22 protein-coding genes and 1 pseudogene are annotated in these 19,559 nt (G+C 66.5%); 11 read left to right on the top strand and 12 right to left on the bottom strand.

Translation table 11 applies throughout. From position 1 onward, the window contains the following. Window positions 1–471: a hypothetical protein gene (locus AC3A6Y_RS02895; RefSeq protein ID WP_487866722.1), complete on the top strand. Its 471-nt coding sequence runs from the start codon at window positions 1–3 to the stop codon at window positions 469–471. Window positions 472–617: 146 nt separating this feature from the next. Here the strand turns inward: AC3A6Y_RS02895 and AC3A6Y_RS02890 are convergent, their stop codons facing one another. Both AC3A6Y_RS02890 and AC3A6Y_RS02885 read right to left on the bottom strand, forming a co-directional pair. After that, window positions 618–2,306: a hypothetical protein gene (locus AC3A6Y_RS02890; protein ID WP_487866721.1), complete on the bottom strand. Its 1,689-nt coding sequence runs from the start codon at window positions 2,304–2,306 to the stop codon at window positions 618–620. Between the two features lie 313 nt (window positions 2,307–2,619). Continuing rightward, window positions 2,620–3,081, bottom strand: a complete 462-nt coding sequence (locus tag AC3A6Y_RS02885; RefSeq protein WP_487866720.1) for a DUF3037 domain-containing protein — start codon at window positions 3,079–3,081, stop codon at window positions 2,620–2,622. A 75-nt stretch (window positions 3,082–3,156) separates the two neighbouring features. Here AC3A6Y_RS02885 and AC3A6Y_RS02880 point away from each other — a divergent pair, with 75 nt between their 5' ends. Further along, entirely contained in the window at window positions 3,157–3,456 is a 300-nt protein-coding gene (locus AC3A6Y_RS02880) for a helix-turn-helix transcriptional regulator (protein ID WP_487866719.1), read from the top strand. Between the two features lie 129 nt (window positions 3,457–3,585). Here the strand turns inward: AC3A6Y_RS02880 and AC3A6Y_RS02875 are convergent, their stop codons facing one another. The 3 genes from AC3A6Y_RS02875 to AC3A6Y_RS02865 are packed head-to-tail and all read right to left on the bottom strand — an operon-like array spanning window position 3,586 to window position 7,005. Beyond that, window positions 3,586–3,876, bottom strand: coding sequence for a YciI family protein (locus AC3A6Y_RS02875; RefSeq protein WP_487866718.1), 291 nt, complete (start codon window positions 3,874–3,876; stop codon window positions 3,586–3,588). Window positions 3,877–3,887: 11 nt separating this feature from the next. Further along, window positions 3,888–6,461: a DNA ligase D gene (gene ligD / locus AC3A6Y_RS02870; RefSeq protein ID WP_487866717.1), complete on the bottom strand. Its 2,574-nt coding sequence runs from the start codon at window positions 6,459–6,461 to the stop codon at window positions 3,888–3,890. Between the two features lie 25 nt (window positions 6,462–6,486). Then, window positions 6,487–7,005: a hypothetical protein gene (locus tag AC3A6Y_RS02865; RefSeq protein ID WP_487866716.1), complete on the bottom strand. Its 519-nt coding sequence runs from the start codon at window positions 7,003–7,005 to the stop codon at window positions 6,487–6,489. A gap of 129 nt (window positions 7,006–7,134) precedes the next feature. Here AC3A6Y_RS02865 and AC3A6Y_RS02860 point away from each other — a divergent pair, with 129 nt between their 5' ends. The 3 genes from AC3A6Y_RS02860 to AC3A6Y_RS02850 all read left to right on the top strand — a co-directional run bounded on the left by AC3A6Y_RS02860 (window position 7,135) and on the right by AC3A6Y_RS02850 (window position 8,559). Then, window positions 7,135–7,905 (top strand): esterase/lipase family protein, encoded by a 771-nt coding sequence (locus tag AC3A6Y_RS02860; RefSeq protein ID WP_487866715.1) that lies wholly within the window; start codon window positions 7,135–7,137, stop codon window positions 7,903–7,905. A gap of 61 nt (window positions 7,906–7,966) precedes the next feature. Continuing rightward, the gene (locus AC3A6Y_RS02855) at window positions 7,967–8,209 is read left to right on the top strand and encodes a hypothetical protein (RefSeq protein ID WP_487866714.1); all 243 of its coding nucleotides are present in this window, start codon (window positions 7,967–7,969) and stop codon (window positions 8,207–8,209) included. A gap of 62 nt (window positions 8,210–8,271) precedes the next feature. Beyond that, window positions 8,272–8,559: a hypothetical protein gene (locus AC3A6Y_RS02850; protein ID WP_487866713.1), complete on the top strand. Its 288-nt coding sequence runs from the start codon at window positions 8,272–8,274 to the stop codon at window positions 8,557–8,559. Here AC3A6Y_RS02850 and AC3A6Y_RS02845 read toward each other — a convergent pair. Then, entirely contained in the window at window positions 8,540–9,124 is a 585-nt protein-coding gene (locus AC3A6Y_RS02845) for a BPSL1445 family SYLF domain-containing lipoprotein (protein WP_487866712.1), read from the bottom strand. The two genes, AC3A6Y_RS02850 and AC3A6Y_RS02845, sit on opposite strands and share 20 nt — an antisense overlap. A 140-nt stretch (window positions 9,125–9,264) precedes the next feature. Between AC3A6Y_RS02845 and AC3A6Y_RS02840 the strand changes: the two genes are divergently transcribed. From AC3A6Y_RS02840 to AC3A6Y_RS02825, 4 genes are all read left to right on the top strand, one after another. Next, window positions 9,265–10,215, top strand: coding sequence for a LysR family transcriptional regulator (locus AC3A6Y_RS02840; RefSeq protein ID WP_487866711.1), 951 nt, complete (start codon window positions 9,265–9,267; stop codon window positions 10,213–10,215). Window positions 10,216–10,317: 102 nt separating this feature from the next. Next, window positions 10,318–11,757, top strand: coding sequence for a sulfatase family protein (locus AC3A6Y_RS02835; protein WP_487866710.1), 1,440 nt, complete (start codon window positions 10,318–10,320; stop codon window positions 11,755–11,757). Window positions 11,758–11,767: 10 nt separating this feature from the next. Continuing rightward, entirely contained in the window at window positions 11,768–13,141 is a 1,374-nt protein-coding gene (locus tag AC3A6Y_RS02830; protein WP_487866709.1) for an FAD-binding oxidoreductase, read from the top strand. Then, a complete protein-coding gene (locus tag AC3A6Y_RS02825; protein ID WP_487866708.1) occupies window positions 13,111–14,088 on the top strand; it encodes a Bug family tripartite tricarboxylate transporter substrate binding protein in 978 nt (325 codons plus the stop codon). Before AC3A6Y_RS02830 ends, AC3A6Y_RS02825 begins: the two co-directional genes overlap by 31 nt. Here the strand turns inward: AC3A6Y_RS02825 and AC3A6Y_RS02820 are convergent. Further along, window positions 14,075–14,531, bottom strand: a pseudogene (locus tag AC3A6Y_RS02820) (helix-turn-helix domain-containing protein). The gene AC3A6Y_RS02825 and the pseudogene AC3A6Y_RS02820 overlap by 14 nt on opposite strands. Window positions 14,532–14,617: 86 nt before the next feature. Between AC3A6Y_RS02820 and AC3A6Y_RS02815 the strand changes: the two are divergent. Next, window positions 14,618–15,463: a class I SAM-dependent methyltransferase gene (locus AC3A6Y_RS02815; RefSeq protein WP_487866707.1), complete on the top strand. Its 846-nt coding sequence runs from the start codon at window positions 14,618–14,620 to the stop codon at window positions 15,461–15,463. On the opposite strand, the gene AC3A6Y_RS02810 is transcribed toward AC3A6Y_RS02815, so the two are convergent. Next, window positions 15,460–15,825 (bottom strand): hypothetical protein, encoded by a 366-nt coding sequence (locus AC3A6Y_RS02810; RefSeq protein WP_487866706.1) that lies wholly within the window; start codon window positions 15,823–15,825, stop codon window positions 15,460–15,462. The genes AC3A6Y_RS02815 and AC3A6Y_RS02810 overlap by 4 nt on opposite strands. A 30-nt stretch (window positions 15,826–15,855) precedes the next feature. After that, complete coding sequence (locus AC3A6Y_RS02805) at window positions 15,856–16,401, bottom strand: hypothetical protein (protein ID WP_487866705.1); 546 nt, start codon at window positions 16,399–16,401, stop codon at window positions 15,856–15,858. A 209-nt stretch (window positions 16,402–16,610) separates the two neighbouring features. On the opposite strand from AC3A6Y_RS02805, the gene AC3A6Y_RS02800 reads away from it, so the two are divergent. Further along, window positions 16,611–16,904: a type II toxin-antitoxin system Phd/YefM family antitoxin gene (locus AC3A6Y_RS02800; protein ID WP_487866704.1), complete on the top strand. Its 294-nt coding sequence runs from the start codon at window positions 16,611–16,613 to the stop codon at window positions 16,902–16,904. Between the two features lie 111 nt (window positions 16,905–17,015). Here AC3A6Y_RS02800 and AC3A6Y_RS02795 read toward each other — a convergent pair whose 3' ends face one another. The 3 genes from AC3A6Y_RS02795 to AC3A6Y_RS02785 are packed head-to-tail and all read right to left on the bottom strand — an operon-like array spanning window position 17,016 to window position 19,547. Next, window positions 17,016–18,143: an adenylate/guanylate cyclase domain-containing protein gene (locus tag AC3A6Y_RS02795; protein ID WP_487866703.1), complete on the bottom strand. Its 1,128-nt coding sequence runs from the start codon at window positions 18,141–18,143 to the stop codon at window positions 17,016–17,018. Further along, complete coding sequence (locus tag AC3A6Y_RS02790) at window positions 18,140–18,520, bottom strand: response regulator (protein WP_487866702.1); 381 nt, start codon at window positions 18,518–18,520, stop codon at window positions 18,140–18,142. The genes AC3A6Y_RS02795 and AC3A6Y_RS02790 overlap by 4 nt, the downstream gene beginning before the upstream one ends. 16 nt (window positions 18,521–18,536) lie before the next feature. Continuing rightward, entirely contained in the window at window positions 18,537–19,547 is a 1,011-nt protein-coding gene (locus AC3A6Y_RS02785) for an ABC transporter substrate-binding protein (RefSeq protein WP_487866701.1), read from the bottom strand. Window positions 19,548–19,559 lie beyond the last annotated feature (12 nt).

Raw genomic sequence — 19,559 nt, 5'->3', positions numbered from 1 at the left:
ATGAGATTTTTTTATCTGCTTCGCGTTCTTATCATCAATGTAGAAACCTTGTTGCTTTCGATCGCCGGGCTTGCATGGGTGAAATTTCCCAAAGAACTCCAGTCCATGGCTGAATTGCTGGAGTTAGATCAGGACGTGCTCAAGTACCTGATGCTTCTTCCCGTCGCCGTCGCCACGTGGGTGATTAATGAATGTCGTAGTCTTCTTCAAGAGGACAATGACACTGTTCGCTTGCTTACTCTATGGGGAGACTACTGGCGTTTGAAAACCCATGTGTGGGTGGCAGTGTTCTATGCATTTGTCTTTGCGCTTGCGTCCCTAGTTCCTTGGACAGCGAAATCAGGCATTGGCACCGGCGCTGGGCTGCTCTTGTTCGTCTTGAGCGTAGTGGGGCAGTTCTTCCTCGCCGCCAGTGTCTATGCCGCGCGCATTCGCCTCAGAGAATTGATCGCGCACGCCAAAGCGCCCTAGCTGTTTCATAACGGGTCAGTCCTCGCCGGGCTCATCGGCGGGGTGCCATCGAGCCAGTCTCATGCAGGTGATGGCCTGCACCGCCAGCAATCAGCGGTCGAGCGTTCCAATCAAATCTAACCCGACGCCGCCTCGCGTTCACCCGTTCACCCCTTGATGGGCTTAGCGAGGTGCATGCGCAGCAACTGCGCTAGGCGAGTGCCGGACTCATCTGCAACGACTTTCTTTGCCGCCTCGAGAAAAGTAGCGACGCCCTTGCTGAAGAAGGGCTCGCCATTGGATGTAGTAGGAGCTTGGATCTCCTTGCTGTAAAAGCGGAGAAGCTGAGCGAAACCTTCGCGGTTTAGGCCGCGAAGAACGTCGACAATCTCTGTGACGCCGGCTTCGTTGATCGTGCTCGTGTGCGCGTCTCCCCATCCTTCTCCAGAGACAGCGTTAATCGATTCGAGCAAGCTGGGCCGAGGTGCCGCGAGAGCATCCGACTGCTCGATCGCTGCCTGGATCGTCGGATGAAACCTCTTCGGAGAGTACAGTGAACTGGTCCATGCGCGCGGATGAGCGACCCACCAAGCGGCCCAGCGTTCAGCGAGATCATTGGCGAGGGGTCCGGCGCCGCACTCAGAAAGCACCTGCACAATTCCGTCGATCAGATCGGCCGATAGCAAGTGCCAATGATCGTGATGGCGCTGGGCGAGCTTTACAAAGTCATCATCCGACATTTGTGGGTTCATGTAAGCGTCGTCAAGAAATCGACGTGCCGCCTGAACGAAATGGCTCTGAACGGCAAGATCCTGGCGATCATCGAGAAGCGCGTCGAACTCGGTCTCCAATCGATGGCCCGTAACGAGATGTTGCGCAACTAGAGTGATGAAGTCCAGATCTCTAGTGAGGCTGTGCGTCGCGGCAAAGCTGACGGCCGGACTCAGCTCCTCGCTGCGCGCATAACGAGGCTCTCGGCACCAGTCCATCCACTCGTCCAGCAGCGTGCTGAAGTCTGGCGCTCCAGGCGCTGCGCTGAAGTTCAGAGCGGTGAGCATGACTGCTGCCGGTACCAATGTGCCGGAGACGTCATGGTCCAAAGCGGGTTGGCGCGCAAACAGTGTGCAAAGCACACGATCTATTCGTTGGACAACTCGTATGTTCGTGACGCCCAAACTCCGGACCGCCCGCAGCGCACTCTCGCGATAGGGAATGTCAGCCGAGAGAGCCACTGCAGCGGCTTCGTCTGGAGTTATCAGTAGCGAGATCTCTCTGTCGACGCACTTTTCCTTCAAACTGAGCCAATCTATCGCGCCGCTAGTATTCGCGAGCAACGGCTCTTCGTTGAGGATGACAAGCACTTGGCAATGGTTTCGCTTGAGATAGTCGATAAAACCCATAAGGGTATCGACGTTAAGCGTTGGCGAGCTTCGCTCGATGTCATCCAGCACTACCAGCCTATTGCGCAAGACACCGTCGATCACGGCGGACTGCACCAGCCCGCCTAGACTACCTGCGATGCCCATGGCATCGGCTAGCCAAGGCGTACCGACTTTTCTTGTCATCTCCTTGATAGACCCCCAGATCTGGGCCGCATTCCTGTGAACCCGAGAGGCAACGCCCTCCGTCCCTCCGAGTTTGTTTTGGACGAGCGCCAACTTCACCTGCTCGATCGAAGCGAGGCCAAAGCAGGATGCGTAAAGTGGACTGCCTTCTGCGTTCGGGCCTAGTTCAGTCTTTAGTTCGTCCCATAGATGCGTTTTTCCCGTCCCCCAAAGGCCTTTAAGGGCGACCACTGAGACCTTGTCGGTCTTGAGGTATGCCATTAGATCCTTCTTCGTCTGTTCACGGGTCACGTGTCGGTCTCCTTTTCAAGTACTTGGCATGTTGCTGCGCGATCTCCGAAAGCGTTGTGCGAGCCCTTGCACTAGGCGAACCATCCGTGGTTGGCTTTGCAGCAGTTCGGGCATATGCGCGGCAGGGGCGACTTCAACTATGGCGCGTCGATGCGGTGATGGTGCCCTAGCGCCCTTGCTTAAGCTCATGGAAAGGAGCATCGGCAGATTCCTCTTGCGAGGCGTCTACTATGGGCGGGCAGTATGCCAAGCGCAAAAACGTGCTCACGTTCCATTCCTAGGCCGTCCTCATCGCGCTTGCTTTCTCCCTCCGTCACCTATACACAAGATTTCGACGCCGTCGGTATTCGTGCCGGGTGATGAAACGTTCATAGAGCGACTGCAGTGTTGCTCCCAGCGGACCGCCGAGGCCTGAGCGGGGGGCTGACCAGTAGAGTGCGCTGTCTTCCAACGGCACCACACAACGGATCAGCGCCGCGATCGACGTACCTTCGCGCGCACGCAACTGGGCGCACCGTTCGGCATCGATAGCGTCGAAGCACGCCTGCAAACGCCCCATGCGAGCGAGAAAGATCTCTGTGTCGAGCGATGGAAAGGCTCCCTTGACACGGCCATAGTCGGTCTTGAACTTCGCCGCAACGCGGGGCGTGTCACACGCGGCCACAACGACGCCGACGTTGATGAACTCAGCCGTTCCGATGTCGTGGACGTAGCGAAGGATCGTGTAAGCGTAAGGACCATCCGTGGAAATCCGCTGGTCGAGCACTTCATGCACTCCTACGTTATTCGTAGAGCAAGTGTATAGCCATTCTTCGAATATCGAAGAATGGTTTCACGCACCCAAGGAGACATGGCCCCGTTGTTCGGCAAGCGGCTTCGCGAAGCTCGCGAGATGGCTGGCATTGCCCAGGACAAGCTCGGCGTGCTCATCGGCCTCGACGAGTCAAGCAGCAGCGCCCGGATCAGCCGCTACGAAACCGGCATTCACGAGCCGCCCGTGAGAACGGCCAAGCAGATCGCCGCAGCACTCAAGGTTCCGCTTGCCTTCCTCTATTGCGACGACGACGTGCTGGCGGCCATCCTGTTGCAAGCCCATCGGATGACCAAGGAAGCGCGGCGTGCGTTGCTTGCTTCGATGCAAACGAAGTAGCGTGCTTCTCGGCCAGCGGGACGAAGCAGCGCGAAGTTGCTGCCTGCTCGGACCCTTTTGCACTGCAAAGCTGAGCTGCCGGTAAAAGCCCCTGTGGATTTACTCAGGCAAGAGCTCAATTTGCAGACTCTAGATTTCCTTCAGCCCCTCCGCCCCCGCCGCCGTCATGCTCGGCCTGAACTCAACCACCTCCACCCGAGCACACCCGTTCTTCACAAACGGGTCCTCCTCCATCAGCTTCTCCAGCTCCGCCCGATCCCCAGACCGCGCCAAGATCACGCCCCCCGTCCGCGGCACCTGCCGCCCAGACGCAAGAAACAGCCCGCTCCGGTAGTGCTTCTTCAGCCAAGCCACATGCTTCGGCATCAGCGCATCCAGTTCCTCCAAAGGCCGGGTGTAGCTCAAGATCACGACAAACATCATCCGCCCCCTCAAGCCTTCCGCTTGCGCGCAGGCGGAGCCGCAAACCCCAGCATCTTCATCGCCCCGGCCAGCGGCTGCTTCGCCCCCCAGTACCCCGCCCACGGGTCCTCCGTCTGAAACGACAGGTACTCCCGCGCCGTCGCAATCGTCCACTGCGCCCCGCTCTTCAGCTTTCCCAGCTCATCCCAGCTCACCGGCATCGACACCCCCAGCCCCGGCCGCGCCCGTGCCGAGAACGCCGCTGCCGTGGTGGCGCCGTGCCCGTTGCGCAGATAGTCCACAAACAGCTTCCCGACCCGGTTCGCCGGCCCGCTCTTCGCAACGAAGCGCGACGGAATGGTCCTCGCCAGGTGCTGCACCACCGCCTGCGAAAAGCCCTTGACGGTGTCGTAGTCGAAGCGCGGCGCCAGCGGCACGACGACATGCAGCCCCTTGCCGCCGCTCGTCTTCAGCCACGAGTCCAACCCCAGCTCCGAAAGGATCGTGCGCACGAGCGTCGCCCCCTCCTGCACCTGCTGCCAGTGCGTACCCTCCCCCGGGTCGATGTCGAAAATCATGCGGTCCGGCTTGTCGATGTTCCGGGCCAACGAATTCCAGGTGTGGAACTCGATGACGTTCATCTGCGCCGCGCTGGCGAGCGCCTGCGCGGTGCCGATTTCGAGCAGCGCGCCATGGCCCGGCCACAGGGCCGGGTCCAGGTTCTTGATGCCGGGGATGCTGATCTTGTCGTCATGCTTCTGGAAGAACAGCTCGCCGGTCACCCCGGTCGGCCCACGCACGAGGGAGCAGGGGCGGCCCTTGAGATGCGGCAGTATCCAGTCGGCCACCGACTCGTAGTAGCGCACGAGGTCCAGCTTGGTGAGCTTGGTGCCGGGGTCGATGATGCGCTCGGCATTGCTCACCTTGATGCCGCCGACCGCCGTCTTGCCGGCAGACCGCACCGGCGCGGCGCCGAGCTGCTTGGCGGTCTCGCGCACGATGGCCTTGGCCGGGTTGTCGGTGCGCAGCGCGATGTACGAGGGGTGCCGTATCTGGCCGTCCGGGGTCCACTCCGCAAAGGCGACCTCGGCCACCAGCTTGGGTTCGACCCAGCGCTCGCTGCCGGCCGCCCGCTTCGACCATCGCCCCGGTTTGGCCGCACCGGCCGCAAACGGCGGCTTGGGAATCTCGATCTTCGAGAGCTTGCGCTTGAGGCTGGTGGCTTCGCTGGAATCCCATCCGGTGCCGACGCTGCCCACCGACACCAGCTCGCCGCCCGGGGCATGCACGCCCAGCAGCAGGCTGCCGATCTGGGGCGAGCCGTCGCTGCGGTTCGTGTACCCGCAGACGACGAACTCCTGCCGCTGCTTGCACTTGAGCTTGAGCCAGGTCTCGGTACGCCGCGAGACGTACGGCGCATCGGTCCGCTTGGCGATCACGCCCTCGAGGTTCATGCGGCACGCGGAGCTCAGGATGGACGCCGGGTCGGCCTCGAAGTCGGCGCTGTAGCGCACGTGGTCGGTGCCGCGTTCGTCGAGCAGGGCCTTGAGGAGCTTGCGGCGCGACAGCAGGTCCACGCCCCGCAGGTCGTACCCTTCGAAGTAGGGCACGTCGAACAGAAAGTAGGTGATGTCCGCGTTGGTGGCGCGGCTGTCGAAGGCCTGCTGCAAGGCGTTGAAGCTGGGCATGCCGGTTTCGTCCATCACGACGATCTCTCCGTCGAGCCAGGCGGAGCCGATGCCCAGCTGCTCCAGCTCGTGGATGAGCGTCTTCATCCTGGCCGACCAGTCGTGGCCCCCACGGGTGATGATGGTCGCCTTGCCGTTCTTGATGCGCGCCATCACGCGGTAGCCGTCGAACTTGATCTCATACACCCACTGGCCGTCGGCCGGCACGCCGGTGGCCAGGGTGGCCAGTTGCGGGCTCATCTTGTCCGGCATCGGCGCCTTCACCGCGCCGGGAACGCCGGAGTCCTGGCGTGCAGGTGCGGCCTTCGATGTCTTGTTGCCCGCTCCCGCGCCGGCGTTCGCCTTCAGCGGCTTGGCAATCACGCTGTCGGGGAGCGCGGTCACGACGTCGAACTCGGCCTTGGGGCGGGCGAACTCGTCGCGCTTCTTGAACAAGATCCAGGGCTCCTGCTTCTCGCCGCCCTTGGCGATCTTCACGAGCTCCCACAAGCCCGCCATCTTCTGGCCGTGCAGGTGGAAGACCAGCTTTCCCTTCGCAAGGCCTTCGCGCGGGTCGCCGACGGGCTCCCAGGTTCCGTTGTCCCAGACGATGACGGTTCCGGCGCCGTATTGCTTCGGGGGAATGGTGCCTTCGAAGGAACCATAAGACAGCGGATGGTCCTCGACGTGAATGGCCATGCGCTTGTCGGTGGGGTCGTAGCTCGGGCCCTTGGGCACGGCCCACGAGAGCAGCACGCCATCGAGCTCGAGGCGAAAGTCGTAGTGCAGCCTGGATGCCGCGTGCTTCTGGATGACGAAGCTGAGCGACTTGCCGGCCTTGCCCTTCTCGCCGCGCGGCTCGGAGGTGATCGAGAAATCGCGCTTCGACCAGTAGCGTGCGAGCGGGTCTGAGGACGAGCCGGATGCAGCAGCCATGCGCCGAGGATACCCCGCACCGCAGCTACTCGAAGCCTCTGAACGTCATGGCCTCCCTCGCATAGCGCGCCTGTTCAGCCGGGGTCATCGTGGCCTCGATCTGCTCCAGCTCCATGCACTCCAGGTCGTACGCCACCCATTCGAAGAGCCGCGACTTCGGCATGTCCTCCAGATCGTCCTCGTCGACCCAGTACTGCAATCGGCTCGGCGCACTGTCGAGCAGCATGCGCAGGTAGATCGCGCGCTTGATCTTCAAGTCGCTCAGGTCCTGCGCGGTCATGGCCGCCCGCAGAATCACGACGTGGTTCTCCCACGCGAGCGCCGGCCCCGGCCGTTCCTTCAGCCGCGTCGGGCGGCCCTGTGCGCGCGACGACCACGCCACCCGCCGAGTCTGCGCGACCGCCCTCGCATGGGCGAGCCCTTGCAGACTCCGCAGTGCCGCTTGAACGATGGGGCGCATGGTGAAGCGCATCAAACCGCCGACCGGCTGTGGGCGCGAGTAGGACGACGATGATTCCTGCCGCCGTCGCAAGTCGGACTTCATGTCAAAAGACATAGCCGGGCAACGAATGGCAAATCCGCCTACGCATTGCATCGCTTCTGTCCCAAGGTGCGGCCAGTGACGCGTCGCCTACCTTGGGCGCTCCTGAAGCCAACGAGATGAGAAACCGCCATGCGCACCGCAGCCCTTGCCCGCCCCGCCCAGCCCCCTTCCAAATTCCTGCTGCTGGCCGAGAGCCGCGCACTCTGGGAAGCCACCGCGACGCTTGCGCTCTGGCCGCTGCTTCAATGCGCGCCGCGGGGCGATGGCCATTCGGTCATCGTGCTGCCCGGCCTGGGCGCGAGCGACGGCTCGACGGAACTGCTTCGGCGCTATCTCGAAAGCCGCGGCTACGCCGTGCAGGGCTGGGGCCTCGGCACCAACTGCGGACCGCTCCCCGGCGTCGAGAAGGGCCTGCTGGACCTGCTGCGCGGCCTGCATCGAAGCTCGGGCAAGGTGAGCCTGGTGGGCTGGAGCCTGGGCGGGGTGTTCGCGCGGATGCTCGCCGGCAAAGTCCCGGAGGCCGTGCGCGGCGTCATCACGCTGGGCAGCCCCTTGCACGGCAGCCCGAAGGCCACCCGCGCGGCCAAGGTGTATGAACTGCTGAGCGGCCAGCCGGCCAACGATCCCCGGCGCCAGCGCTGGGTCAGGGCCACGCCGCTGGTGCCCTCCACCTCCATCTTCAGCCGCTCCGACGGCATCGTGTCGTGGCGCAGCAGCTTCGAGGAAGAGACGCCGTCCTCCGAGAACATCGAGGTCGAGGCGAGCCACCTCGGGCTGGGCGCCCACCCGGCCGTGCTCTATGCCGTGGCAGACCGGCTGTCGATGCCGGAGAACGGGTGGACGCGCTTTGCCGCGCCGGCGGCGCTGCGTCCGTTCTATCCCGACCCGGCAAGGCCCTAGGGCGCTTCGCTGTAGGCCATTGCCTCTGGTATTTCTTGCAGCGCAGGTCTACCCTTTTTTCATGGCCGATTTGTACCGCCGCCTTGCCGTCTTCGTGGACCGTCCGAGCCCGGGCAACTTCGTGTGGGTCCTCATGGAAAGCACGGACGATCCAGCCGTCTGGCTCGACCTGGAGACCGGCGAAGAGGGCTTCGACACCTGGCGCGAAGCATTCGACGCCGGCAACGAGGCCCTGATGGCCTACGTCGACGACGAGCTTGCCGGCCCGGTAGAGCCGTCGCCGGACGACACCGACGCCGACTAACCTACACCCTCGAACGAAGTTCGGGGCTTTGCTGCCGCACGGGCGTCGGCCAGTGTCGTCGCATGGACAGCAGCAGCAGCGATCAGCCCAAATCCTTTTTGCATCGCGGGCGCCGCGTCACCATCACGCATTGGACGGACGGCGGAAAGATCCATGCGCGGGCGGAAATCCATCAAGGCCCCACGCTGGTGTGCGTGCTGACGCGGTCCGGCACGGTGGAGCGGGCGCACAAGCTTCTCTCCGGCCTGCACGCCGCTGCCGTCAAGTGGGCCGAGCACCACGCGGCCGTGTCGAAGCGGCCGGCGCAGTGGACGCCGCGCATGGCGGCGTCTAGACCCGCACCTCGCTGATCTTCGCGCCCTGCAGCGAAACGCCCGCCTCCAGGCCCAGGTTGGTCAGCACGAAGCCGACCACGGGCTGGCGCATCGTCTGGGTGTCGATCCGGCCGTTGGCGCCCATGGTGGCAGCGGCCACGGTGGCGTCGGCGCCCGCCGTCCAGCCCTTGCTGTTGCGGAACTTGTCCAGCGCTTCCTGCGTGGTGAAGAGGTAGATCACGGCCCTGGAATGCGCACCGGCCTGGAAGCCGATCGAGCCGGCCGTGGTGCTGTAGTAGGCCTGGGTCCGGTTGCCCACGCGCAGCGCGCCGCGCCCGTACTCGGCGCCGATCCCCAGGCTCCCGCCGACCACCGACGGGAACACCAGCACGCCCTTCGACTTGGCGACCATCTCGCGCGCATCCGGCACGGTGTTGTAGAGCTTGGACAAGGTGGCGTCGACCTGCGCGTCGATGGACGTGCGCGCCGACACGCTGCTTGCAGTGTCGTCAGGCCGAGTCGTGGTGCAGCCGACGATGGCAATGCTGCTGGCGGCAAGAGCTGCCGCGGTGAAGACGGTGCGGAGCTTGAGGGTGTTCATGGCCGGTCCTTTCGTAACCTGACGATGCAAATCACGGCTCGCGAACGGTGCCAGTGCGTTGCGCATCCAGGTGTAGGACGGCCCTGCGCACAGGCATCGAGCCTCTACAGTGTCGGCTCAGCCACGTCGAGGGCCATCCGATGAACATCACCCTGCGCCAGCTCCGCTACTTCGTCGAGATCGCCCGAAGCCGCAGCTTCTCTCGTGCGGCCGAGCACCTCAGCATCGCCCAGCCGGCGCTGAGCCAGAACATCGCCGCGCTGGAGGAAGACCTCGAGGTGGTGCTTTTCAAGCGGCATGCCCGCGGCGTGGAGCTCTCGCCCGCGGGCCGGCTGCTCTTCGACAAGGCGGTGGACCTGCTGGCGCGCACGGACGCGCTCAAGGAGCAGGTCGCGGGCCGCGACGTGCGGCCCTCCGGCACGGTGCGCCTGTCGATCGCCGGCTCGCTCGCCGGCCTTCTGGTCGCGCCGCTGCTGCGGGCGGTGGCCGAGCAATTCCCCGGCATCGAGCTGACGGTGCGCGAAGGAATGTCGTCCGAAGTGCGCGCGCAGGTGGAATCGGGCCAGGCGCAGCTGGCCGCGATGCCGAGCCCCTCGGAGCTTCAGGGCATGGAGTCGCTGCCGGTGTTCGAGGAGCGCTTCATGCTCTTCGGCGCCTCTTCGGCGATGCGCCGCAAGCCGGCGCAGATACCCTTCGCCGAGGTCGCGGCGCTCCCGCTGGCCGAGCCCGACGGCGCGCACGACCTGCGCAAGATCATCGAACGGGCCGCGAGCGCCATCGACCGTCGGCTCGACGTGCGTTACGAGCTCAACAGCCCGGCGATGCTGATCTCGGTGGTGCGCGAAGGGCTGGCGTTCTCGATCATGCCGCCCAGCGCCTGCCACGAGGCGGTGGCGGCGAAGGCGATCGTCGGGCGGCTGGTGGTCGATCCGGAGCTCACGCGCATGCAGGCCGTGGTGTGGCCGCGCGACCGCCCGCTCAGCCTTGCGGCGCTGGCGGTGCGCGACACGCTGGTCGAGGTCGTGCGCGGCATGGTTCGCGAAGGCCGGCTGCACGGCCGCATCCCGGGCGCGAGCCATAAGAAAAAATGAAAGCGGCGTATCCCTAGACAGTATTTGATTCCCAGGGCCGGAGCGATCACAGTCTCCAACAGGCGCCGGTGCCGACGCACGGCGCATCAGGAGACACAACGCATGGCACAGAAGAGAAACGTCGTGGTCATCATGTCCGATGAGCACGACCCGCGGATGATGGGATGTTCCGGCCATCCCTTCGTCCAGACCCCCCACCTCGACGCGCTCGCGCAGCGCGGCGTGCGCTTCACCAACGCGTACACGCCCAGCCCGATCTGCGTGCCGGCGCGGGCCGCCTTCGCGACCGGCCTGCGGGTACACCAGCTGCGCCTCTGGGACAACGCGATGCCCTACACCGGCGAGCAGCGCGGCTGGGGCCATGTGCTGCAGGAGCATCGCATTCGCGTGGAGAGCATCGGCAAGCTGCACTACCGCAGCGAGGAAGACCCGGCGGGCTTCGACGCCGAGCACCTGCCGATGCATGTGGTCGGCGGCCACGGCATGGTGTGGGCCTCGATCCGCAACCCTTTTCGCCCGCGGCCCGACGGCCCGCGCATGCTGGGCGAGCGCATCGGCCCCGGCGAATCGTCGTACACGCAGTACGACCGCGCGGTGACACAGCGCGCCGCGCAATGGCTGGGCGAGGCCGCCCAGCGCGCCGAGCAGGGCTTCGTGCTGTACGTGGGCCTGGTGGCACCGCATTTCCCGCTGGTGGTGCCCGAGGCCTTCTACAACCTCTACCCCACCGACCGCCTGCCCGAGCCCAAGCTGCACCCCGCCACCGGCTATCAGCGCCACCCGTGGGTGCAGGAGTACTGCGACTTCATGGCCTCCGAAGAGCGCTTCGCAGATGCCGACGAGCGGCGGCGCGCCTTCGCGGCCTACTACGGCCTGTGCAGCTGGCTCGACCACAACGTGGGCCAGATGATGGCGGCCCTGCGCAGCGCGGGGCTGGAAGACAGCACCCAGGTCATCTACACCTCCGACCACGGCGACAACCTGGGCGCGCGCGGCGTGTGGGGCAAGTCGACGCTGTACGAAGAGAGCGTGAAGGTGCCGATGCTGCTGGCCGGCCCGGGCGTCGCGCCTTCGGTGTGCGACACGCCGGTCGACCTGCTGGATCTCTTCCCCACCATCCTCGAAGGCGCGGGGCTCGACCCGGCACCGGAAATGGCGGGGCGGCCTGGCCGCTCGCTGTACGAGGTGGCCACGTCCGCGCCGGAGCCCGAGCGCCCGATCCTGAGCGAATACCACGCGGCCGGCAGCAACACGGGCGGCTTCATGCTGCGCAAGGGCCGCTGGAAGTACCACTATTACGTCGGCTTCCGGCCCGAGCTCTTCGACCTGCAGGACGATCCGGAAGAGCTGGTCGACCTCGCCGGCAGCGCGGCGCATGCGGATGTGCTGGCGGCCATGCACGAGGCGCTGCTGGCGATCTGCGACCCCGACGCGGTCGACCGCCAGGCGCAGGTCGACCAGGCGCGGCTGATCCAGCACTACGGCGGGCCGGATGCGGCGCACCGGCTGGGATCGTCCACGTCGACCCCGGTCAAGGTGTGAGGCACGCAACATGATCACGACCGGCATCGACGAGCGTTACCTGAAGGACTGGAGCGGCCTGCCGCACGGCATGCCGAGCGAGCTGCACCGGCCGACCACCACCGAGGAGGTCGCCGCCCTGGTGCGCCGCTGCCGCGACGAGAAGCGGCGCATCACCGTGCAGGGCGGCATGACCGGCCTGGCCGGCGGCGCGGTGCCCGGCGACGGCGACGTGGTGATCAATCTCGAGCGCATGAACCGCATCGAGGACATCGACGAGCTCGAAGGCGTGATGCAGGTCCAGGCCGGCGCCACGCTGCAGCAGGTGCAGGAAGCGGCGGCCGCGCAGGGCTGGATGTTCGCGGTCGACCTGGGCGCGCGCGGCAGCTGCACGGTGGGCGGCAATGCGGCGACCAATGCGGGCGGCATCCGCGTGATCCGCTACGGGACCATGCGCGATTCGGTGCTGGGCGTCGAGGCAGTGCTGGCCGACGGCACGGTGGTGTCGTCGCTCACGCGGCTGGTCAAGAACAGCACGGGCTTCGATCCGCGCTTCCTTTTCATCGGCACCGAGGGCACGCTGGGCATCATCACGCGGCTCACGCTGCGGCTGCATCCGCCGATGGGCGAGGTGGCCGCGGCGTGGGTGACGGCCGATCGCTTCGAGGCGCTGCCGGCATTGCTGCGCGCGCTCAAGAGCCGCATGGGGCCTGCGCTGTGCGCCTTCGAGTTCATGTCGGGCCGCTTCGTGCAAATGGCGTCGAAGCTCTGCAGGCAGGAGTCGCCGCTGGGCAGCGCGGCGCCCTGGCACGTGCTGATCGAGGCCGCCGGTTCGGCCGGCCAGTCGATGGAAGACGCGCTGCAGTCGGCCCTGGCCGATGCACTGGAGAAAGAAGAGATCGCCGACTGCGCCTTCGCCGCCACGCTCGCCCACCGCGAGGCCTTCTGGCGCCTGCGCGAGTCGATTCCCGAGATGCTGTCGCACCTCAGGCCCACGGCTGCGCTGGACATCGGCATGCCCTGGGCCGAGACGGCCGGCTACATCGGCGAGGTCGAGGCCGCCTTGCGGCAGCGCATTCCGTCGGCCGAGCACCTGTTCCTCGGCCATCTCGGCGACAACAACCTGCACCTCATCAGCGGGCCGGTCGATGCACGGGCCCATCACGAGGTCGACGAGATCGCCTACGGCGCGCTGCGCGGGCGCCGCGGAACCATCAGCGCCGAGCATGGCATCGGCCGCTTGAAGAAGGAGTTCCTGCAGGTGTCGCGCAGCCCGGCGGAAGTCGAGTTGATGCGCCGGCTGAAGCAGGCGCTCGATCCGGCCCGGCTGCTCAACCCGGGCCGCATATTCGATCAGAACGAAGGAGACATCGCATGCAACGCAGAACCGTCCTCGCTGGCCTAGGCGCCTCCCTGTTCGGGGGCATCGGCACGGCCTTCGCGCAGGGCTACCCCCAGGGGCCCGTGAAGATGATCGTGCCCTATTCCGCCGGGGGCGGCATCGATGCGGTCGCCCGTCTGATGGCGCAAGGCCTGGGCGAGGAGCTGAAGCAGAGCTTCGTGGTCGACAACCGCGCGGGCGCCGGCGGCATGCTCGGTGCCGAGGCCGCGGCCAAGGCGGCGCCGGACGGCTACACCGTGCTGCTCGCGGGCAACCCCGAGCTGACCATCGCGCCCTCGCTCCACGCCAGGATGTCGTATGCGCCGCTGACCGACTTCACGCCGGTGGCGCTGGTGTCGCAGTCGCCCAACCTGCTGGTCGCCAACGCATCGCTGGGCGCGAAGACGCTGCGCGAGGCGCTCGATGCGGCGCGCAAGACATCGGGCGGCATCACCATCGGCACGCCCGGCAACGGCACGCCGCAGCACATCGCGGTGGAGCTGATGCGCTCGCAGACGGGCCTGGACATCGTGCACGTGCCCTACAAGGGCGCCGCGCCGGCGACGGTCGGGGTGCTGGGCGGCGAGGTGTCCTTCGCGCTGGTGGGCGCGCCGCCGCTGCTGTCGCACCTCAACACGGGGAAGCTGCTGGCGCTGGCGGTGACGCAGCCGAAGCGCTCGCCGCTCGTGCCGGCGGTGCCGACGATGGGCGAGGCGCTGGGCATCATGCGCAACGACGACTTCGTCGCGTGGTACGGCGTGCTGGTGCCTGCGCGCACGCCGGCGGAGATCGTCCAGCAGCTGGAGAAGGCCGCCTTCGCGGTGCTTCAGCGGCCCGACACGCGCACCAAGCTCAGCGCGCTGGGCACCGACCTGGTCGCGATGCCCGGGAAGGCGTTCGCCGAGCGCATGCGTGCGGAGACGAAGCAGTACGGGGACATCATCAAGCGGTTTGCGATCAAGGCGACCTGAGGCGCAGGCGGCGTGGCTCCCTGTCGCGCCGGGCCGCCCCCAAAGCCCCCTCGCCCGCGGCCTTCAGAAGCCGCCGAAACGTGGGGCATTCCATGTGGCTCGGCGCCGGGCAGACCGCCGCATGCCGAAGCCCGTCGCGCATCGCACTCAGCTTGCGGATCGTCCTGTCCAGCTCATCCGCCTTGCCCGCCAGCAGCTGCCGATCGATGCGCAGCTGCCCTTCCGGCGAGAACATCTGCGCGATCTCGTCGAGCGTAAAACCGGAGGCCCGGCCCAGCGAGATCATCGCCAGCCGCTCGATCACGCCGGGGTCGAAGAGCCGCCGCAGCCCGCGTCTTCCGGTGGAGGCAATCAGCCCCTTCTCTTTCGTAAAAGCGCAGCGCCGACGCGGGAACGCCGGATTGCTTCGCGACCTCGGCAATGTCCAGGTGTCTCGTGCTCATGGTCGTCGTCATGCTCTTGACTTGAAGTCGGCTTGAAGTTGCACAGTCTAGCTTTCGCCCCCTGGGTCAGCAAAGGAAAGACGACCATGAACACCACCACACCCCCGCCCGGCAACGATCAGGCGGCCTTCTGGAGCGGGCGCGCCGGCCGCGCCTGGGTCGACGAGCAGCAGGTGCTCGATGCCGTGCTGAAGCCCTTCGAAGACCTGCTCGTCGAAGCGCTGGCCGCGACGTCTGCACAGCGCGTGCTCGACGTCGGCTGCGGCACCGGCAGCACGACGCTCGCCGTCGCGCGGCGGCTGGGCGCCGAGGGCCGCTGCGTCGGCGTCGACATTTCGGAGCCGATGATCGCCCTTGCACGGGCTCGCGCCGAACGCGAAGGCTTGCCGGCCAGCTTCGTCTGCGCCGACGCGCAGCGCCACGCCTTCGAGCCCGCGAGCTTCGACAGAATCGTTTCGCGCTTCGGCGTCATGTTCTTCGACGACCCGGTCCTTGCCTTCGCGAATCTGCGGCGGGCTGCGATCGACGATGCGAGGCTCCACGCCATCGTCTGGCGCAGCGCCGCGGAAAACCCGTTCATGACGACAGCCGAGCGTGCCGCGGCACCCCTGCTGACCCTTCCTCCGCGGCAGCCGGGCGCGCCGGGGCAGTTCGCCTTCGCGGATCGCGGGCGAGTTGCTTCCATCCTCGAATCGAGCGGCTGGACCGGCGTCGACATCCAGCCGATCGATGTCACCTGCACCTTGCCCGAGAAGGAGCTGATCGGCTATTTCACCCGCCTGGGTCCGGTCGGCTTGGTGTTTCAGGACGCGGACGAGCGGACGCGTGCGCGCGTCATCGCAACCGTCCGCGCGGCCTTCGACCCGTTCGTGCAGGCAGGCGAAGTCCGCTTTTCTGCCGCCTGCTGGAGCATCGGCGCCGCCGCCGCCTAGCCCGCGACGAGGAAGCGAACGAGCGCCACGAGACACCCCGCAGCAAAGAATGCTGCGAGCGTTGTCGTCACCAGGCCCACAGGCTCTTTCTTCGCTTCCTGCCGTGCCGGCGAGGCGACGCTGGGCATCCTCTGCGTCGTCTCGAACGAGGGGCTGAACGGGTTGTAGAGCGCGCCGCCCAGGCTCACGAAGTCCGCCTCGCCACGCTGCGCATGGACGCCTGCGGGCTTGGGCGCACCTGCCTCGACGGAGGGCGACTTCTCGCCCTCGGCTGCCAGCAATGGTGTGCCCAGCGCCAGCGAAAGCGTGGCCAGGCACGGCACGGCCCAGGCCCGGCGCGCTCGATGCTTTCTGTTCGCCACGACAGGCCCTCGTGGATCGCCACGCCCCTGCTACGGAGTGCCGCCCGTCAACCTGTGCGCCTGATGGTTGCCGAAGGTCAGCGGGAACGCAGCCTGATCGCAGACCAATGCGGGCGTCGTCCCGCCGGTCGGGGTGATGACGACCTGGGCCGTGTCCTTCGTGCCGGGCTCTCCGCCATCGGTGAAGGTGAAGACGATCGATGCGGGCTGGCCATTGAAGGTCCCGGTTCCTTCGCCCAGGAACGTGTCGAAGCCCGCGCTCGGCGGCTGTTGGATGGCGTCGGTGTCGCTGCAAAGGCCCTTCGTCAACGTGGTCAGGTGGAAGTTGTCACCACCGGAAAAATTGATTTCGAGGTTGTTCGGCTCCGCCGGATCGGCGCCCTCGAACGCGCCGCCTGTTCCGCAATGCAACTCGAATCCGTGGGTCACTCTCTGCGTTCCGCCGTAGTAGGGGCAGAAAAAGCTGCCGCCGCCGGTCATTCGGCCCGGTTCGTGGGCCCACGCAGGACTCATCACCATCATCGCCGCCGCTGCTGCACCAGCGCAGAACACGGCCATACCGCAAGGCTTGTCCATGATCCCTCTCCTGCCCCGCCACGGGCGGTGATACGAGGGCCGAGGCCGATCGCCGCGTGAAGTTGAACACGCTCCGAACAACGCTTGCGCCCCTCGGGCGCCAATGTTGTACGCCTAAAACAAAGGTTCCACCAGAGGGGCCAACGGCTTCATTGCGGCGTGGCGGCTGGAGTGGCTACATTAACGAAACCATTAATGGATACTGCAACATGCCACTCCGCGCATCAGACGTCGTTCCCATCAGCGAAGCGCGCGCCAGGCTCACCGACCTGGCCGAAGACGTGGTGGGAAATGGCTCCGAGAAAGTGCTGACCAAGAACGGCGCGAGCTACGTCGCTCTGATCGACGCGCGCCGGCTTGACTACTACCATGCCCTGGAAGCCGAGCATGCGAGCCTCGTGCTGGCCGAGGACGCCATCTCGGGCTTGCGGCAGGCCCTGGCGGGACAGTTCGTGGCTGACGAAGAACTGGATCAGGCACTCGGCGTTTCACCCGCGCCGTGAGCATTCCTGTCAACGCAAAGGTCCGGGCGGTTCCCAACTTCCTGGCATGCCTGCTGGCCGCGGATTGCCGTAGTCAAGCCAGGCATCGGCCCTTTCGTCGAGCCTTCAGACCTACCCGCACCGCAACCGAAACGCCTGCACCGGCCGCGCGAACCCTTTCAGCACCAGCGCCCCCGCCGCCTCGCCGTCCACGATGCCTTCGATCGCGCCCCACACGCGCTGCGACACCAGGACCTCGCCGCCTTGCGCCTCCCCGCACAGGCGCGCCGCCAGGTTGGTCACGGTGCCTATCGCCCCGTAGTCGATGCGCCCCGGAAAGCCGATTCCACCCAGCGTCGCGAAGCCCTGCGCGATGCCCACGCCCATCTGCAGCTCGTGCCCGCGCTTGCGCCAGCGCTCGGCCAGCAGGGCCACGTCTCCCTGCATCGCCAGCGCCATGCGTGCGGCACGCGGTGCCGGGTCGGGGATCGGCGTCGGGTCGTTGAAGAACACCATGATCCCGTCGCCGGTGAAGCGTTCGAGGGTGCCTTCGAACTCGAGGATGCGCCGCCCCATGGCCGCGTGGTAGTCGGCGAGCACGGCCATCACCTCCTCGGGGTCGGCGGTCTCGGTGAAGGCGGTGAAGCCGCGCAGATCGAGAAAGACGACGGTGATCTCGCAGCGGTGGCTCTTCAGCGGATCGTCGGCGCCGCCGTTGACGATGGCCTCGGCGAGCTGCGGCGAGAAGAAGCGCCGCAGCCGGCCGACCCGCTCGAGCGCCTGCACGCCCTCCTGCACCCGCTGCTCCAGCGTGCGGTTCCACTCGGCCAGCGCGCTGCGCTGGCGCTCGACCTCGTCGTAGAGCTGCTTGATGCGAAGCAGCGACTTCACGCGCGCCAGGAGCTCGGCCTGCGCCACCGGCTTGCTCAGGAAGTCGTCGGCGCCGGCCTCCAGGCCCTTCACGCGCTCCACCGCCGGGTCGAGCGCGGTGACCAGCACCACGGGCAGCATCGCGTGCGCCGGATCGGCGCGGATGGCGGCGCAGACCTCGTAGCCGCTCATGCCCGGCATCATCACGTCGAGCAGCACCAGGTCGGGCTTCTCGTCGGCCAGCTTGCGCAGCGCCTCGGGGCCGGAGGCCGCGGTCACCGAGCGGTAGCCCTTGGCACTCAGCAGATCGGCCAGGAGCTTGGCGTTGAGCGGCGTGTCGTCGACGACAAGGATGGCCTTCGCGCCTTCGGGCGGCCGTGCGGCGCTCATCGGGCCTGCCGCCCTTCCCGCAGCATGCGCTGCACGGTCTCGCGAAACTGCTGCAGCTGGATGGGCTTGGTGATGAAGGCATCGAAGCCGGAGCTGACGATCTTCTGCTGCTCGTCGGGCATGACCGAGGCCGACACCGCGAGCACCGGCACGGCGTCGAGCGCGGCTTGGCGGCGGATCTCGCGCAGCACGTCGATGCCGTCGATGTCGGGCAGCTGGATGTCCATCAGCACCAGGTCGGGCCGCTGCTCGACGGCCAGGCGCAGGCCTTCGCGGCCGGTCGCCGCTTCGAGCGTGGCGTGGCCCGCGTGCTGGAGGATGTCGCGCACCAGCTTCATGTTCTTCTCGTTGTCCTCGACGATCAGGATGGTGCTCATGGCGATGGTCTCTGCTTCATTCGATCACCTTGTCGGCGCTCACCAGCACGCTCTGCGGAATGGTCAAGCCGAGGGTCCTGGCGGCCTGGAGGTTGACGGCGAGCTCCAGCTTGGTGCCCTGCTCGAAGGGGATGTCCCCCGGCTTCGTCCCCTTGAGGATCTTGTCGACGAAAGCGGCAGCCCGGTAGAAAAGCGCGGACCAGTCGCCCTGGTAGGACAGCAGCCCGCCGACGTCGAGATAACCCGCGCCGCCCCAGATCGACGGCAGGCGGTGCTTTGCGCACAGCGCGCCGAGCTTGGCGCGCTCGGTCCAGATCATCGGGTCGGCCAGGAGGGCCACCGCGTTCGCGCCTGCGCCGACGATGGATGCGAAGGCGGGCTCGAAATCATCCGGGCCGCGCACTGCCTCGATCTGCAGCGCCACGCCGATGGCGGGTTCCCAGCTGGCCACGCCCCGCGCGAGTTCCGCGCGCGGCAGGGTGTTCGGATTGAACACGATGGCAAAGCGCCGCGCGGCCGGAAAGATGTCCTTGAGGAGCTGCAGGCGCTTCTGCATGATGCCGTCGAACGCGGCGGAGATGCCGGTGATGTTGCCGCCCGGGCGCACATGGTCGGTGACCAGCCCCGACTTCACCGGGTCGTCGACGCCCACGGCGATGATCGGAAGGGTCTTCACCCTTTCCTTGGCGAGCAGGGCCGGGCGTGGGCTGGTGGTCATCAGCACATCGATGTCGAGCCGGAGCAGTTCGTCCAGCAACCCGGGCAGGCGATCGAACTTTCCCTCGGCCCAGCGCATGTCGATGGAGAGGTTTCGCCCCTCTTCATGCCCCAGCTCGCGCAGCCCCTGGCGCAGCGGTTCCATCTGGGTGCGCATGGTGATCGGGTCGGGGGTCGAGGCACTGAGGATGCCCAGCCGCGCCTTGCCGGCCGCCCGCGGCTGTGCGCCCGCCGCCGTGGCGAAGGTCGCGAGCGCGAGGGCGATCGCCGCACGCCGGGACAGCGGGATGACGCGTCGGTTCGATGCCATTCGACCACCTCC

This window comes from Variovorax sp. Soil_C_17 (assembly GCF_057657265.1).
This window is presented reverse-complemented; position numbering and strand designations above follow the sequence as displayed.